This is a genomic window from Cohaesibacter sp. CAU 1516 (assembly GCF_005771485.1).
Classification (GTDB): Bacteria; Pseudomonadota; Alphaproteobacteria; order Rhizobiales; family Cohaesibacteraceae; genus Cohaesibacter; species Cohaesibacter intestini.
Window position 1 is genome coordinate 185,913 of record NZ_VANT01000005.1, and the last position, 15,588, is coordinate 201,500.

At 55.8% G+C, this 15,588-nt stretch carries 14 protein-coding genes; 8 read left to right on the forward strand and 6 right to left on the reverse strand.

The genetic code is table 11. The annotated features are described in order from the left end of the window. Positions 1 to 265 precede the first annotated feature (265 nt). Complete coding sequence (locus FDK21_RS14175; protein ID WP_138149263.1) at positions 266 to 1,264, forward strand: LacI family DNA-binding transcriptional regulator; 999 nt, start codon at positions 266 to 268, stop codon at positions 1,262 to 1,264. Positions 1,265 to 1,337: 73 nt separating this feature from the next. Here the strand turns inward: FDK21_RS14175 and FDK21_RS14180 are convergent, their stop codons facing one another. The 4 genes from FDK21_RS14180 to iolD are packed head-to-tail and all read right to left on the reverse strand — an operon-like array spanning position 1,338 to position 5,881. Then, positions 1,338 to 2,168, reverse strand: coding sequence for a class II fructose-bisphosphate aldolase (locus FDK21_RS14180; protein WP_138149265.1), 831 nt, complete (start codon positions 2,166 to 2,168; stop codon positions 1,338 to 1,340). Then, the gene (locus tag FDK21_RS14185; protein WP_138149267.1) at positions 2,165 to 3,007 is read right to left on the reverse strand and encodes a 5-deoxy-glucuronate isomerase; all 843 of its coding nucleotides are present in this window, start codon (positions 3,005 to 3,007) and stop codon (positions 2,165 to 2,167) included. The genes FDK21_RS14180 and FDK21_RS14185 overlap by 4 nt, the downstream gene beginning before the upstream one ends. Positions 3,008 to 3,020: 13 nt before the next feature. Continuing rightward, on the reverse strand, positions 3,021 to 4,004 hold the full coding sequence (iolC, locus tag FDK21_RS14190) for a 5-dehydro-2-deoxygluconokinase (RefSeq protein ID WP_138149269.1): 984 nt from the start codon (positions 4,002 to 4,004) through the stop codon (positions 3,021 to 3,023). A 2-nt stretch (positions 4,005 to 4,006) separates the two neighbouring features. Continuing rightward, on the reverse strand, positions 4,007 to 5,881 hold the full coding sequence (gene iolD, locus FDK21_RS14195) for a 3D-(3,5/4)-trihydroxycyclohexane-1,2-dione acylhydrolase (decyclizing) (protein WP_138149271.1): 1,875 nt from the start codon (positions 5,879 to 5,881) through the stop codon (positions 4,007 to 4,009). A gap of 121 nt (positions 5,882 to 6,002) precedes the next feature. On the opposite strand from iolD, the gene FDK21_RS14200 reads away from it, so the two are divergent. The 7 genes from FDK21_RS14200 to FDK21_RS14230 all read left to right on the forward strand — a co-directional run bounded on the left by FDK21_RS14200 (position 6,003) and on the right by FDK21_RS14230 (position 14,241). After that, positions 6,003 to 7,106 carry a Gfo/Idh/MocA family oxidoreductase gene (locus FDK21_RS14200; RefSeq protein ID WP_210238785.1) on the forward strand — a complete coding sequence of 368 codons (1,104 nt, stop codon included), beginning with the start codon at positions 6,003 to 6,005 and terminating at the stop codon, positions 7,104 to 7,106. A gap of 132 nt (positions 7,107 to 7,238) precedes the next feature. Continuing rightward, a complete protein-coding gene (locus FDK21_RS14205) occupies positions 7,239 to 8,129 on the forward strand; it encodes a TIM barrel protein (RefSeq protein ID WP_138149272.1) in 891 nt (296 codons plus the stop codon). A gap of 81 nt (positions 8,130 to 8,210) precedes the next feature. After that, complete coding sequence (locus tag FDK21_RS14210) at positions 8,211 to 9,344, forward strand: Gfo/Idh/MocA family oxidoreductase (RefSeq protein ID WP_138149274.1); 1,134 nt, start codon at positions 8,211 to 8,213, stop codon at positions 9,342 to 9,344. Positions 9,345 to 10,309: 965 nt separating this feature from the next. Continuing rightward, entirely contained in the window at positions 10,310 to 11,248 is a 939-nt protein-coding gene (locus FDK21_RS14215) for a substrate-binding domain-containing protein (protein WP_114010099.1), read from the forward strand. An 84-nt stretch (positions 11,249 to 11,332) separates the two neighbouring features. Next, positions 11,333 to 12,862: a sugar ABC transporter ATP-binding protein gene (locus tag FDK21_RS14220; protein ID WP_138149277.1), complete on the forward strand. Its 1,530-nt coding sequence runs from the start codon at positions 11,333 to 11,335 to the stop codon at positions 12,860 to 12,862. Positions 12,863 to 12,881: 19 nt separating this feature from the next. Beyond that, complete coding sequence (locus FDK21_RS14225; protein ID WP_114010097.1) at positions 12,882 to 13,907, forward strand: ABC transporter permease; 1,026 nt, start codon at positions 12,882 to 12,884, stop codon at positions 13,905 to 13,907. 139 nt (positions 13,908 to 14,046) lie between these two features. After that, positions 14,047 to 14,241 (forward strand): hypothetical protein, encoded by a 195-nt coding sequence (locus FDK21_RS14230; protein ID WP_138149279.1) that lies wholly within the window; start codon positions 14,047 to 14,049, stop codon positions 14,239 to 14,241. Positions 14,242 to 14,439: 198 nt separating this feature from the next. On the opposite strand, the gene FDK21_RS14235 is transcribed toward FDK21_RS14230, so the two are convergent. Together FDK21_RS14235 and FDK21_RS14240 are read right to left on the reverse strand one after the other, a co-directional pair. Beyond that, positions 14,440 to 14,655, reverse strand: a complete 216-nt coding sequence (locus FDK21_RS14235; RefSeq protein ID WP_138149281.1) for a hypothetical protein — start codon at positions 14,653 to 14,655, stop codon at positions 14,440 to 14,442. Positions 14,656 to 14,662: 7 nt separating this feature from the next. Continuing rightward, positions 14,663 to 15,553, reverse strand: coding sequence for a DUF559 domain-containing protein (locus FDK21_RS14240; RefSeq protein ID WP_138149283.1), 891 nt, complete (start codon positions 15,551 to 15,553; stop codon positions 14,663 to 14,665). Positions 15,554 to 15,588 lie beyond the last annotated feature (35 nt).

Genomic DNA, 15,588 nt, shown 5'->3' on the forward strand with positions numbered 1-15,588 from the left:
CGGCCGCACGCCAAAGCCACACGGCTCGGTTCAGGCTCTGAAACAGTCCAAACCGAACTGCGTTGCAGCATTTTGCAACCATCTAAAATGCCCGAATCACAAAGGATTGTGGCTGGATGGCCATGTATAAAAATGAAATAGATTTGCAAGGGGTTGCAAAAGAATTTCTGCTGCTATTCTATGAAGGAACAACACGCACAAAACCCCGATAAACAAGGCCTGATATCACGGGCCTGATCTAGTGGGTTTGGGAGGCCCAGTCAGCATGGCTGTTACATTGAAGGACGTCGCCGCAAAAGCAGGCGTCAGCCGGTCCGCCGTTTCTCGCACCTTTACCGATGGCGCTTCGGTCTCCGACAAGATGCGCAAGAAGGTCGAGAAAGCCGCCAATGAGCTGGGCTATAGCCCCAATGCGCTCGCCTCTTCGTTGACCACGGGCCGCACCAAGCTGGTGGGCCTTGTCTCTGACAACTTCCGCAACCCCCTGTTTCTCGATGTCTTTGACCGCTTCACTCGCGGATTGCAGGAAAAAGGACTGCGCCCCTTGCTGGTTAACTTGTCAGAGGAAACTGATCCGCAGCATTCTGTTCGGATGATGCGGCAATATTCGGTGGATGGTGTTGTGGTCGCCTCCTCTACCCTGCTGCCGGAATTTGCGCAGGCCTTTCGCGATGCTGGCATTCCGGTGGTCCATTCCTTTGGTCGCCCGTCAAGCAATGCGCGGGTGCACGTGGTCGGGATCGACAATATCGAATGCGGCCGCATGGCGGCCAGAACCCTGGTCGCCAGAGGCTATGACAATATCGGCTTTCTTGGTGGCCCCGAAAGTGCAACCTCAACGCAGGATCGCTATACCGGCTTCATGAGTGAAATGTCGGCCAATCCCGAGGTCAAATGCAGCTACTCCTTCGCACGCACTTACAGCTTTGCTGCCGGTCGCGAAGAGATGATGCGCCTGCTGGACAATACACCAGCACAAGCCTATTTCTGCGGCGATGATGTCTTGTCCATTGGTGCCTTGTCGGCAATCAAAGATCGTGGCATGTCGGTGCCGGATGATATCGGTCTGATTGGTCTCAACGACATGGAAATGGCGGGATGGCAGAATATCGATTTGACGACCATCCATCAGCCGATTTCTCAGATCGTCAACAGCTCGATCGAACTGATGGCAGCGATGCTGGCCGATCCGGACCGTTATCCCGAAACCCGCATTTTCCCATGCTCGATTACTGAGCGCAGCACCTTGAGACCGCTGCCGTAGGGGCTCCCGCCTTGTGAGAAATGAAAAGCCTGCCAGCATGATGTCTGGCAGGCTTTTTTGTTTGGGCCTTCATTCACGCGCTTTTGAGGGCGTGCAAGGCTTCTCTGGCGGCTTCCATCACCGGATCATGGGTCTGCTTCAAGATTTGCACCCGGTCAAAGCAGTCCGGATCGCCATTAACGGCCTCTCGCAACGCGGTACCAAAGGCAAGACGCAGCTCGGTGCCGATGTTGAATTTGCAGATTTTCGACTGTCTAGCGAGACGGGTCCGCTGTTCCAGCGGCACGCCAGAGCCGCCATGGATGACCAAGGGTATATCGGTCACGGCTTCGATGGCCCGGATCCGGGCTTCATCCAGCCCCCCTGCTCGGTCCGTCTGCAAATGCACATTGCCGACCGAGATGGCCATGGCATCCACCCCTGTTTCGCGGGCGAACCGCGCCGCGTCTTCCGGGTCGGTGCCTGCGGAGCTTTCACCACCGGCATAGCCGACAAAGCCGATTTCACCTTCGCAGGAGACGTTGGCCGCATGGGCCATGGCGGCGATTGCGGCGGTCTCGGCGATATTCTGCTCAAGCACCTTGCGGGAGCCATCAAACATCACCGAAGTGAAACCGCACTCGATCGCCTGCTTGCATTCCTCGATGGTGTAACCGTGATCGAGATGGGCGACGACCGGCACAGAAGCCTCTTCCGCCAGATGCCGGAACATTGTGCCCAAGATTGGCAGTGGGGTGTGGGCGCGACAGGATGGCCCGGCCTGCAAAATGACCGGGCAATTCTCAGCTTCGGCTGCGGCCACATAGGCGCGCATATCCTCCCAACCCAGCGTCACAAGGCCAGCCACCGCATGGCCCTGTTTCAAGGCTGGCTGAAGGACCTCCTTCAGCGTAACGAGGCTCATTTGAACTTGGCCACCATATCCATGATTCCGGGGATCGTGTGCAGTTGCTCGGCATGGGTCGGCTGGAAATATTGCTTCAGAGATCGCTGGGACAAGCCACCAAGGATCGTGAAATAATACATCTGATAGCCGGGCAGAACACAGCAGGGATGATAGCCCTTATCGATCAGCACTGTCGAGCCATCCATGATGTGATAGGCTTCGCCCGGCTCATTGTCGACCCGCTGGAGCATTTGCAGACCTGAGCCAAAATTGGGCTTGAAGCGGAAATTATAGGTCTCGTCATGGCGGCTTTCGTCGGGCAGACGATCCGTATCATGCTTGTGACTGGGGAAGCCGGACCAACCGCCCTCACCGACGGTGAAGAGCTCGCTGACCAACAAGCGGCCAACCTTGTCATGATAATTGGCCCCAAGGATATGCTTGATCTTGCGGTGGGTCTTGGTCTCGTCCGAGCCATATTGGACAATGTCAAGATCGGCGACACGGACGTCAAACGGTTCGAGCATCTTGTCAAACTTGGCCCCAGCAATGAAGCATTCGGTTGTATCACTGAGGCAAGTGATGCGGGCCTTGGCACCGACGGGGACATAGACCCCTTCCGGGTCGCCATCCCAGACATCTACGGTCCGGTTGCCGAGTTGATCAAAGGCGGCACCCTCGACATCCACATGCACGGTGCCAGTGGCGGGCACGATACAGGTTTCATAGCCAGGAACGGCATAGTCGAAGGTCTCGCCCTTATTCAGTTTGACGATGTTGAAATAGTTCAACGGCACCAGATCATGCCCAGCATCCACGATGGGCTTATTCTGATTGTCATGGGGAGCGATATGCATAACTCGGTACTCCTCAGGCCTCGGTTGGGCCGGGATGATCGGCAATGAAGGCGTCGAGCTGCGGCACGGTCGGCATGGCGGGCGCACAGCCCGGCTGACTGACAACCATCGAGGCGCAGGCGGAGCCACGCAACACAGCCTCTTTCAACGAGAAGCCATTGGCCAGTGAGGCCAGCAGACCCGCCATGAAGCTGTCGCCAGCACCATTTGGCTTGATCGCGGTGACCGGATAGATGCCCGTGCGGATTTCCTCGCCCTCAAACAGGGTGAGCGCACCTTCTTGCCCCATCTTGTAGATGACCAGACGACCGGGCTTTTGCGCCAGCTCACGGGCTTTATCAAGGCCCTTTTCGATGCCGCCAGCCATGAAGCCGAATTCCTCGTCATTGCCGACGATCATATCGCTTTCCTCACCCGCACGGGAGAGAACATCGGCAGCCACCTGAGGCGATGGCCAGCTGTAGGGGCGATAGTCGATGTCGAAAATGATCGGGATGCCAGCCTTGCGGGCATTCTCGAAGGCACGGAAGGTGGCGCTGCGCGATGGCTCGCTCGCAAAGACCGTGCCCGCAGTGATCAGCGCCCCGAAGGTGGCATAATCGACCTTGTCCATGTCCTCTTCGGTGACCTGAAAATCGACGGCCCCGTTGCGATAGATGACATTCTGGAAGTCTTCCAGCACGCTTTCATAGACGGCCAGCGAAATGCGATGCTCGCCGCCGACAATGCGGATATTGTCCGTATCGACGCCATAATGGTTCAGCCGATTGACGCAAAAGCGGCCAATGGCATCATCTGAAACCGAGGTGACCAACGTCGACCAGCTGCCCAATTTGCAGAGGCCGGCGCAGATATTGGCGGACGAGCCGCCAAGATCTGCCTTGAATGTGTCCGCATGCTCGCTTTTGACCCCGATCGGGTCGGCATACATGTCCATGCCTGCCCGGCCAAACACGCCGAACCGGTTGGTTTTGATCGAATCAAGAAGGGCTGTCATTGTTACACACCCTTGCGCTGTTTGGGGCGCGCCGATTCCCAGTCTTCATGGGCGGCGCGGACTTTCTCGCTGTCGGAGACTTCCGGCGTGCCACATTCCCACCATGCGTGACCCTGCGCGGTCCAGGCATCATAGGCGGCAACCTTCATGTAAATCACATAGGTCTTGTCAGAGGCCTTGGCACGCTTGAAAGCATCGCCGAGTTCGGACGCATCGGCCACGGTTTCGACATTGGCCCCCATCGAGGCGGCATGGGCTGCATAGTCCACATCGAACGGGTTGGGGATGGTCGGGGTGTCTTCATATAGGCAGTTGAAGCTTTCCGAGCCGACATTATTCTGCAGCTTGTTGATGACGGCCCAGCCGCCATTGTCGAGCAGCAGCACGATCATTTTCTTTTGGGTCAAGACCGAAGAATAGATGTCGGAATTCATCAGCATGTAAGCGCCGTCGCCGACAAAGACGATGGTGTCCTTATCCGGCTCACGCTCGGCCTGAGCGATACGGGCACCCCAGCCACCGGCAATTTCATAGCCCATGCAGGAATAACCAAATTCGACATCAACCGTGCCGATATCCAGCGTCCGCCAGTTGGCGGTGACTTCGGCAGGCAAGCCGCCTGATGCGGTTAGCACGCGGTCGCGCGGATCGCACAATTCGTTGACCACACCAATGGCCTGCGCATAGGAATTCGGCTTGTTGCCGCCAAAGGAGACGTTTTTGGCAACATAGTCATCCCATGTCTTGCGCTCGGCCTGAGCGAAGGAGACCCAGTCTTTTGGTGCTTGATAGTCGCCCAGAGCCTCGGTCAAAGCGAGCAGCGACAGCTTGGCGTCGCCGACCACGGGGGCGGCCATATGTTTGCCAGCATCAAAGCGAGCAGCATTGACGCCGATCAGCTTGGCTTCATGGGCAAAGGCGGTCCAAGAGCCGGTGGTGAAATCCTGCAGACGGGTGCCGACGCAAAGAATGACATCCGCTTTCTCGCCGATGATGTTGGCCGAATCCGAGCCCGTCACACCGATCGGGCCGATATTGAGCGCATGATCATTGAGCAGGTTGGCACGGCCAGCGATGGTTTCGACAACCGGGATCTGGTGTGCTTCGGCAAAGGCGGTCAATTCTTTGACCGCGCCGCTATATTGCACACCGCCACCAGCGATGATCATCGGGCGCTCGGACGCCTTCAGCAAAGCAACCGCATCGGCAATTTCATAGGCATCCGGAGCCTGACGGCGGATGCGATGGACTTTCTTCTCAAAGAAGACTTCCGGATAATCATAGGCCCAGCCCTGCACATCCTGCGGCAGACCGAGGAAAGCCGGGCCGCAATCGGCCGGATCAAGCATGGTGGCCAGAGCATTTGGCAAAGACTGGATGATTTGAGCGGGATGAACGATACGATCCCAGAAGCGGGTGACCGGCTTGAAAGCATCATTCACACCGAGGGTCGGGTCGTAGAAATTCTCCATCTGCTGGAGAACCGGATCCGGCAGGCGGGTGACATAGGCATCCCCGCAGAGCATCAGCATTGGCAGACGGTTGGCATGCGCCAATGCAGCGGAAGTGAGAAGGTTCGATGTGCCCGGACCCGCAGACGCGGTGCAAAACATGAAACGCTTGCGCAACCATTGCTTGGCATAGCCTGCGGCAGCAAAGCCCATGCTTTGCTCATTCTGACCACGATAGAGCGGCAGTTCTTCCTGAACATTGTATAGAGCCTCGCCCAGACAGGTCACGTTGCCATGACCAAAAATACCGAACCCGCCTCCACAGAGCCGATATTCCTGCCCGTCAATCTCAATATACTGATTTACCAGCCACTTAACGATAGCTTGAGCCGTCGTGAGGCGGCATGTCCCTTGTGCCTCTGTCATTTAGGCGCCTCCCTTGGGAAATGCGCGCATCCAAATTGAATGCCGCTTGCGAAACATCTTGGGTCATGATACAGATCTTGAAACCGATTGCAAATAGTATTTCAATTTGGGAGGGGATGCTGTGACCGATATCGGGATTGGCATGATTGGTGGTGGTTACATGGGCAAAGCGCACTCCGCTGCTTTCGCTGCCGTCGGCACCATTTTCGAAACCAGCCTTAAGCCTCGCCTCGAAGTGATCTGCTCAGCATCCGCTGAAAGAGCGGAAGGCTATCGTCAGGCCTATGGCTACAGACGCAGCACCGGGGACTGGCGCGCACTGGTCAATGACCCTGCGGTGGATGCGGTGGTGATTGCCGCGCCGCAGAGTTTCCATCGCCCGATCGCCGAAGCCGCCTTTGCCGCAGGCAAGCATGTTCTGTGCGAAAAGCCGCTCGGGGCCTCCATCAAAGACGCCTTGGCGATGGTAAAAGCGGCAGAATCCAGCGGTTTAATCCATCAGACGGCCTTTTGCTATGTGCGGTCACCCGCCACCCAGTTCGCCCGCAAGTTGTTGACTGAGAAAGCCATTGGTGATGTTACGTGGTTTCGCGCAGAGCATACGGAAGATTTTTTGGCCGATGCCAATGAACCATGGCAATGGCGCTGCACAGGCGCTGCCAATGGCACATTAGGCGATCTGGCAGTGCACTTGTTCAATGGCGCACTGGCCTTAATGGGGCCGATTGACAGCTTGATTGCCGAGACAGAAACCATTCATAAAGAGCGCCCGGGCGGCATCGTCGACAATGACGATCAGGTTCATCTGATGTGCCGCTTTCAGAGCGGCGTGATGGGGCATCTTCATTCGTCTCGCGTTGCAACCGGTCGCAAAATGGGTTACGCCTACGAAATCCACGGCACCAAGGGGGCGATCCGTTTTGATCAGGAAGATCAGAACGCCATGTGGCTCTATCGCATGGAAGGGCCAGAGGCAGAGCGCGGCTTTCGCAAGATCCTGACCGGCCCGGCGCACCCGGATTACAAGGCTTTCTGCCTCGGACCCGGCCATGGCACGGGCTATAATGACCTGATTGTCATTGAGGCCAAGGATTTCCTCGAAGCGATTGCGTCCGGCACGCCGCGCTTCCCGACCTTCCGGGATGGCCTTGCCGCAGCCCGGATCGTTGAAGCGGCGACCAAGTCCAACGCATCGCGAAGTTGGCAAAGCGTCATCCAGGACTGAGTTGGCGGACAGCAACCCGCACCCAAGAACCAATTTCCAACAAAATCAGAGAGCCAAGTCCTCGGGAGGAGTATGCCTGTCACAGGTTTCTTCAGTCACTGGGCTCTTTCTTGCAAGGAGAGGACCATTATCATGGCGATAAAAATAGGCAATGCCCCCTGCTCGTGGGGTGTGGAATTTGCGGGCGATCCGCGCAATCCGACATGGCAGAGCGTGCTGAAAGACTGTGCGGATGCAGGCTATAAAGGGATTGAGCTGGGGCCGATTGGCTTCATGCCTGAGGATCCGGCGATCCTCAAGGCTGAATTGGATAAGACTGGTCTAGAGCTGATTGGTGGGGTGATTTTCCGCCCCTTCCATGATGCCAGCAAATGGGACGAGGTGGTTGATGCGTCCAAACGCACCTGCGAAGCCTTGGTGGCCCATGGGGCCAAGCATCTGGTTTTGATCGATTCCATTGCGGAAGCCCGCGCCCCGACCGCCGGTCGTCCATCGGAAGCGGTGCAGATGTCAGACACGGAATGGGAAGGGTTCAAAAGCCGGATCGTCGAGATCGCCAAAATGGGGCTGGATCATGGTCTGATCCCGGTATTGCACCCCCATGCGGGCGGCTTCATGGACTTTGAGCCGGAAGTGGAGCGTATATTGACGGAAGTGGATGCGGATTTGCTCAAACTCTGCATCGACACCGGCCATTGCACCTATGCGGGCTTTGATCCAGTCGCCTTCATGAAGCGACATATGGATCGCATCACCTATGTCCATTTCAAATCGACCGACGCCAAGGTGAAGGCGGACGCGATTGCCAACCGCACGGGCTTTTATGATGCCTGTGGTCAGGGCATTTTCTGCAATTTGAGCGAAGGGGAAGTCGACTTCCCAGCCGTGCGCGACCTGTTAATCGAGGCAGGCTTTGAAGGCTGGTGCACCATCGAGCAGGATTGCGACCCCAATCTCGACCCGGATCCGGTCGGCGACGCACGCAAGAACCGCGAATATCTCGAATCCATCGGCTTTCAATAAGCCATCCGATTGCCCAAGCGACGGGAGTGTTTGGGCCAACTTGATCGATTGGGGCACGTCCCCATTCCTGGAGGAAATCACATGGCAAAACTCAAATGGGGCATGATTGGTGGCGGCGAAGGCAGCCAGATTGGCCCGGCACATCGCCTTGGCGCTCTGGCTGACGGGCAGTTTGAACTGACCGCCGGTGCGCTCGATCATCGCCCGGAAGAAGGCCGCGCCTATGCCCAGCGCCTTGGCGTTGCTGCTGACCGGGCCTATGGCGACTGGAAGGAAATGCTTGAAGGGGAACGCAATCGCGCGGACCGGATTGATCTGGTGACGATTGCCACCCCCAACTCGACCCATTTCGAAATCACCAAGGCCTTTCTCGAAGCAGGCTTTCATGTACTGTGCGAAAAACCCATGACGGTGAGCGTGGAAGAAGGCGAGGAAATTGTTCGCCTAGCTGAGAAGAGCGGCAAGATTTGCGCCGTCAATTATTGCTACACCGCCTATCCGATGGTCCGACAGGCCCGCGCCATGGTGGCCAATGGCGAAATCGGCAAGGTGCGTCTGGTGGTCACCGAATTCAGCCACGGCCATCATGGCGACGCAACGGACGCCGACAATCCGCGGGTACGTTGGCGGTATGATCCGGCTTTGGCGGGCGTATCCGGGCAATTTGCTGATTGCGGCATTCATGCGCTGAATATGGCCAGCTTCATTTGCAATGATGAGGTTGAAAAGCTCTCTGCTGATTTTGCCTCCTGCATCGAAAGCCGCGAGCTGGAAGATGATGCGATGATCAATTTCCGGATGAGCAAAGGAACCGTTGGCCGCCTCTGGACTTCGTCGGTGGCGATTGGCCGTCAACATGGCTTCACCATCCAGATTTTCGGTGAAACCGGTGGCCTGAAATGGTTCTCCGAGCAGCCAAACCAGCTGCTTTACACCAAGGTTGGCGGTCGCACCGAAATCATCGAGAAGGGCGAAGGCGGTCTGCATGATGAGGCGACTCGCCTGTCGCGTGTGGCAATCGCCCATCCGGAAGGATTCCCTCTGGCCGTTGCCAACATCTATTGCGACATCGCCGATGCCATTCGGGGCGAAGCAAGACCGTCCCTACCAACCGCTGAAGCAGGCGCCCGCTCTATGGCGGCGGTGCATTATGCCGTTCAATCCGCCAAGCAAGACGGCGTTTGGCTGGATGCCCGTCCTCCGATGTTCCGTTAATCGGACTATCATGCCACCTCCCCCGCACCCTGTTGCGGGGGAGATCGCACCAAAGCGACCCTATCAGACACTTGCATACAATATTGAAATCGGTTTTCAATTGATCGTCGTTCCGCTTGCCAATTTCGGATCATAAAATCATCATCTCACCCCAGCATGGGGCCTACCCACCGGGCAGATAAGTCGGTTTCAGCGAGATCTCCGATCAAGCTTTGACAGACACAGCTGACTAATCAGCCCACAACAAGCTTGCTCGGAAAAAAGCCAACGCAATCAACGAAATAGAAATTTCATTTATGAAAATTTCAATCCACCTGCACCGGTCAGCATGACTTTGATACCAGCGCGGCATCGCCTGGCAACCGCACCCTTGGGCAAAATCCCTAGATGTTGTTGATTAGATGAAACAAAATAGATTATTCACCTATCGTCAATCAAGACAGACTCGCAGGGCCCTTTCGGGCTGAGAGCAGATTGGATTGCTCAGTCTAGAGTTCCCATTTCCCAACATTCAGACAGAAATTTCTTGGCCTGATGGGTAAACCATCAACAGCCTTTGCGACGAAAAAGGACCAGCTTGACGATTGCCGGAAGAATGATGATTTTGCACGGGCTTTTGGAACTTTCCCCGGCGAGAGATTTGGTCAGCTTTTCCTGAAATAAATTTTTTTGAAAATTTCTGTTGCAACCGATTGCAATATTGATACAGTTGCAGAGCGAGGTCGGACAAAAGAGGAGCTATTGTCCGGGCATCGATCAGGCAACTTGGGAGGGCCTGTACAAACACGCCAACGCGCCTGACTGGGAGTGCAGTCGGGCAGATTATCGGTTCAAGCGTGTGTCGTTTTTTCTTCCCCATTTGCCCGAATACATTATTTCGTCGTTCCGCAGACTTGGCTGTTTTGGGGCGGCATGCAAAAGCAGGAATTCTTGCATTTCGGCTTTTTCAAACGGAGGAAATTGAGATGAAAAAGTTTGTTATGGCAGCAGTTGTTGGCACGTTGTTGTCCTCGTCTGCGATGGCCGAAAATATCGGCGTCACCATGGCTGCATTCGATGATAACTTCTTGACTGTTCTGCGCAACGCCATGATCGCCAAAGGCGAGGAAATGGGTGCAGATCTTCAGCTCGAAGACGCGCAGAACGAAGTTGGCAAACAGCTCAACCAGATTCAGAACTTTGTGGCTTCCGGCGTGGATGCGATCATCGTCAACCCGGTTGACACCGACGCCACTATCCCGATGTCCAAACTGGCTGCAGATGCTGGCATTCCGCTGATCTACGTCAACCGCGAGCCTGTCAACCTCAAGAAACTGCCAGAGAAACAGGCCTATGTCGGTTCTCTTGAAATTCAGGCAGGCAACCTGCAGGGTCAGCATGCTTGTGACCTGTTCAAGAAAATGGGCAAAACCGAAGCGCAGGTCGTGGTTCTGATGGGTGATCTGTCCAACCAGGCTGCGCGTCTGCGCACCAAAGGTGTGGAAGATGTGTTCGCCAAAGACGATTGCAACTTCATCAAGGTGGTCGAGAAACAGACCGGCATGTGGCAGCGTACCCTTGGTACCGACCTTGTCACCAACTGGCTGTCCGCTGGCTTGAAAATTGATGGCGTGATGTCCAACAACGACGAAATGGCCGTTGGTGCAGCTCAGGCCTTGAAAAATGCTGGTGCTGACTTCGACAAAGTCGTGATTGCTGGCGTGGACGGCACGATCGATGCCAAAGCCATGATCGAAACGGGTGAAATCGACCATACCGTGTTCCAGAATGCCAAAGGTCAGGGCGCTGGTGCTGTTGAAGCTGCTCTGAAGTTCGCACGTGGCGAAAAAGCTGAAGCAGTCAACTATATTCCATTCGAATTGATCACGCCGGAAAATCTGGCCGAATTCGCCAAGACCAACTGATCATTCTGATCTGATCACTGCGAGGGCGGCACCCTGCCCTCGCAAGCAAATGTTGCCTTTCAGCGCAAGCAAGGGAGGAAAACCATGCTTGATGAAAGCGCGGGTTCAGCGCGCAATACCTATACCGGCGAATACATTCTCGAAGTCGACAATGTGCGCAAGGAATTTCCAGGGGTCGTAGCCCTTGATGATGTCCAACTCAGGATCCGCCCCGGTTCCGTACACGCATTGATGGGCGAAAATGGAGCCGGTAAATCGACCCTCATGAAGATCATCGCCGGGATCTACAATCCAGACAAAGGCGAAGTCCGGTTTGCCGGCAAGCAGCTGGATATCAAGACCCCGATCGACGCCCTCAATTCCGGCATCGCAATGATTCACCAGGAACTCAACCTGATGAACACGATGACGGTGGCAGAAAATGTCTGGATCCGACGCGAACCGAAAAACGCGCTGGGCCTGATCGATCATGATCAGATGAACAAGCAGACACAGGCCCTGTTTGATGAGCTCAATCTCAATCTCGACCCGAAAGCCATGGTCGGAGACCTGACGGTCGCCCAGAAGCAGATGATCGAGATTTCCAAAGCCGTGTCCTACAAATCAGACGTTCTAATCATGGACGAGCCAACATCCGCAATCACGGAAAGCGAAGTGGAGCGCCTCTTCACGATCATTCGCGACCTGAGGGCGAAGGGGGTTGGTATCGTCTATATCACCCACAAGATGGACGAGCTGTTTGAAATCGCAGACGAGCTGACTGTCTTCCGCGACGGCCAATATGTCGGCACTGAGCCCGCCTCCAACGTCACCAAAGATGACGTCATTCGCATGATGGTTGGGCGCGAAATCACCGACATGTTCCCGAAAATCGAGTGCGAGATTGGCGACGTTGCGCTGGAAGTCAAGCACCTAAGCAACGGCCGTCACTTCAAGGATGTCAGCTTCCAGCTGCGTCGCGGCGAGATTTTGGGTGTTGCCGGGCTGGTTGGCTCGGGTCGCTCCGAGGTTGCCGAAGCGATCTTCGGGGTGAAACCGGCCGCTTCAGGTGACATTCTGATCAATGGCGAAAAGGTCACCATCACCAAGCCATCGGATGCCACGGCGCATGGTCTGGCCTTTCTGACCGAAGACCGCAAGGAAAGCGGCTGCTTTCTGATCCTTGACTGTCTGGAGAATATCCAGATGGCTCTGATCACGCAGGGCATGGTCAACAAGACCGGCTTTGTCGAGCAGGGCAAGGTCACCCAGATGGTCGAGGAATATGTCGAGAAGCTGCGGATCAAGACGCCTAGTCTGGCGGAGACCGTCGAGAATCTATCAGGCGGCAACCAGCAGAAACTGCTGATCGCCCGCTGGCTTCTGACCAATCCGAAAATCCTCATCCTTGATGAACCGACACGCGGTATCGATGTCGGGGCGAAATCCGAAATTCACCGCCTGATCACCCAGCTTGCGGGTCAGGGGGTGGCCATCTTGATGATCTCTTCGGAACTGCCTGAAGTTCTGGGCATGTCCGACCGCATCATGGTCATGCATGAAGGCTGCGTGAGTGGCTTCCTCGATCGGTCCGAGGCCGATCAGGTGAGCGTCATGCAACTGGCAGCGAAGTAAGACCGGGAGAAAATTCACAATGTCTAACGCAGATGTCACAGCGGCAGAGGCCGCACCCAAAGGCCGCAAACTTGCTCCAGAGGTCAATATTCTTCTGGTCCTGTTCGGTATCGCCATTCTGTTCGAAGTGCTCGGCTGGATGTTTCAGGGGCAATCCTTCCTTGGCAATGTCGCGCGCCTGAAAATCATGATCCTGCAGGTGTCGGTGATCGGCATCATCTCGGTCGGCGTCACCCAGATCATCATCACCGGCGGGATTGACCTCTCCTCCGGTTCCCTTGTCGGGGCCGTGGCGATGGTGTCCATGTCCTTTGCCCAGACCGCCGATTATGGTCTGGATCGGGTTCTCTTCCCGGCTCTGGTTGACCTGCCGGTTTTGGTTCCTGTCGCTGTCGGGCTGTTTGTGGGGGCCTGTGCGGGCTTCATCAATGGCTGGCTGATTGCCTATACCAAAATCCCGCCCTTCATTGCCACGCTGGGCATGATGGTGGCAGCCCGCGGCTTTGCCAAATGGTTCACCAAGGGCGCGCCGATTTCCTTCCCGACCGACTCCTTTGCCTTCATTGGCTCGGGCATGATGCCAGTGGTGATCTTCGTGATCGTCGCCCTCATCTTCCACGTGCTGATGAAATATACCCGCTATGGCAAATTCACCTATGCCATCGGGGCAAACGAGACCGCAGCCCGCGTCTCCGGTATCGATGTGGAGCGCCAGAAGGTCAAGATCTACATGATCGCTGGCACCCTGTCCGCTCTGGCAGCCATCGTGGTGGCCGCTCGTGGTCAGACCGCCCAGCCTGGCATGGGCCTGATGTATGAGCTGGATGCCATCGCCATGGCGGTGATCGGCGGCACGTCGCTGACGGGTGGTCGCGGGTCGATCATTGGCACGGCCATCGGCATGGTCATCTTCGGTGTCATCATTTCAGGCTTCACGTTCCTCCGTCTTGACGCCTACTATCAGGAAATGATGAAGGGTGTGATCATTGTCGGTGCCGTTGTCATCGATACCTACCGCCAGAAAAAAGGCAAGACTGCCAAATAGGTCGCCCAAGTCTCCCAAGACAGACCACAAGACTATCAAGGGGCTTCGGCCCCTTGTTTTTTATCCGCAACAATGATCAGACTAACGCCAGACAAAGCCCGCGTCAGACCCGGCTGGCGTGCGATGCAAAGGAATGCCCATGTTCGATTTTGACATCCCCTTCTTCCGCCCGCTCTGGGTCCGCTTGATCGTCGTCACAATCTGCATCGGCTGGGGCCTGTTCGAACTGATGGGCAACTCCGTCGGCTTCGCCATGATCTTCCTCGCCGCCGGATTTTACGCCGCCTATCGGTTGTTCGTGACATTTGACCCGGAGAAAGCTAAGGGGGAGTGAGTGGCAGTGTTGAGGCCAAGGTGGACATTGGAAATGGTGGGGTCTTTCGCAATGTTAGAAAGATGCATGGAAATCGCGGCCATTGCGGACCTTCGAGCCGCTTGCGGCGCACGTCCAGCCCCCCGCTACTTTCCCTTGCCATCTGGTGAACTATGCAAGGTGGGAGCCAGCCAAAATTCAGATGTTGTCGGCTTTTCGTCACCGCGCAAGTTTCTCTGAGCAAGCTGTTTTTGCCAGTCTGACGACCCAAGCCATTATTATGATGCAGGTGATCAGGGCGAAAACCATAACCATCCCAACGAAGGCTTGCATTTGGTCGGAAGCATAGCCGCCCGGACCTGCCAACGCCAAATTGTAGAGCTTGAAGCCAATCGTGATCAAGGCGATCAACCAGAACCATTTAAGCGCTTTCATGGGCAAGTTACTTTCCACACTCTTTCATCAATCTGTCATAAATAATTCTGGCCTCAGGATCCATGGCGTCCACCTCGGCCTGTAACTGCGCCTTCTTTTCCTCGGCCTCCTGCTGTATCCTCTTGCAGTCTGCTTCGTTCTTTTCCCGCATACGCGCGGTGGGTTGTTCCATCTGCTCGCTGAGCCTATTCATGCCATCGGAGCAACGGTCAAGACCATTTTCCAAGGAGGCGACGAGACCCTGAGTGCTGAATTTAGGCTCATGCGTGAGCGACTTCTGATTGGCAAACGTTCCATCCAACCCTTGCGCGCGGCTGGAGCGCGCCTGCGCTTTACGGTCCAGCCAAGCTGAGCGCGCATAACTAACCTGCTTGATGGCATCTTCAGGATTGTAGAGTGTGACTTTTGCGGGGATGCGCAGGATTTCATACCCTTCCCTTGCAAGCGCTTTGTCGCGTTCGGCATCACGCTCGATGGCCTCGGGCGTGGAATGCCATTTTGCGCCGTCAACTTCGACGATGAGGCCGTCATCGATCAGGAAGTCGAGGCGGTAATTCAAGACCGGCACCTGCATCTGCAAAGTCAGCCCTTCGCCGCGCAAGCGGCCCTTTTCAGGCATCAGGTTGAAGGCTGCGACCATCGCGTCAAGAAAGGCGACCTCCGCCGGAGATTCGCAGCAGCGTCGGAAATGTCGTTGCCAGTCTTCATCATCTGAAGTTAACGTATCCAGCTCATTTGAAGGGCTGCATGCACTCTTGTATTTAGGACGTATCCACGCAGTGACACCCCAAATTACGACGAGTTGCAAAATAAGAAGCGGGGAAACGAACACAAAAGCGAAGGTGAAGGCCGTCCAACCGATAGCGACCCAATAAATCCAATCCGGTTTATTGAACATAGCTCCAATAACCCGAGCGGCAACTAGTGACACGA

Bases quoted from the DNA above. Each gene is read 5' to 3' on its own strand.
- FDK21_RS14175 (WP_138149263.1), top strand. From the start codon at position 266: ATGGCTGTTACATTGAAGGACGTCGCCGCAAAAGCAGGCGTCAGCCGG.
- FDK21_RS14180 (WP_138149265.1), bottom strand. From the start codon at position 2,168: ATGAGCCTCGTTACGCTGAAGGAGGTCCTTCAGCCAGCCTTGAAACAG.
- FDK21_RS14185 (WP_138149267.1), bottom strand. From the start codon at position 3,007: ATGCATATCGCTCCCCATGACAATCAGAATAAGCCCATCGTGGATGCT.
- iolC (WP_138149269.1), bottom strand. From the start codon at position 4,004: ATGACAGCCCTTCTTGATTCGATCAAAACCAACCGGTTCGGCGTGTTT.
- iolD (WP_138149271.1), bottom strand. From the start codon at position 5,881: ATGACAGAGGCACAAGGGACATGCCGCCTCACGACGGCTCAAGCTATC.
- FDK21_RS14205 (WP_138149272.1), top strand. From the start codon at position 7,239: ATGGCGATAAAAATAGGCAATGCCCCCTGCTCGTGGGGTGTGGAATTT.
- FDK21_RS14210 (WP_138149274.1), top strand. From the start codon at position 8,211: ATGGCAAAACTCAAATGGGGCATGATTGGTGGCGGCGAAGGCAGCCAG.
- FDK21_RS14215 (WP_114010099.1), top strand. From the start codon at position 10,310: ATGAAAAAGTTTGTTATGGCAGCAGTTGTTGGCACGTTGTTGTCCTCG.
- FDK21_RS14220 (WP_138149277.1), top strand. From the start codon at position 11,333: ATGCTTGATGAAAGCGCGGGTTCAGCGCGCAATACCTATACCGGCGAA.
- FDK21_RS14225 (WP_114010097.1), top strand. From the start codon at position 12,882: ATGTCTAACGCAGATGTCACAGCGGCAGAGGCCGCACCCAAAGGCCGC.
- FDK21_RS14230 (WP_138149279.1), top strand. From the start codon at position 14,047: ATGTTCGATTTTGACATCCCCTTCTTCCGCCCGCTCTGGGTCCGCTTG.
- FDK21_RS14235 (WP_138149281.1), bottom strand. From the start codon at position 14,655: ATGAAAGCGCTTAAATGGTTCTGGTTGATCGCCTTGATCACGATTGGC.
- FDK21_RS14240 (WP_138149283.1), bottom strand. From the start codon at position 15,553: ATGTTCAATAAACCGGATTGGATTTATTGGGTCGCTATCGGTTGGACG.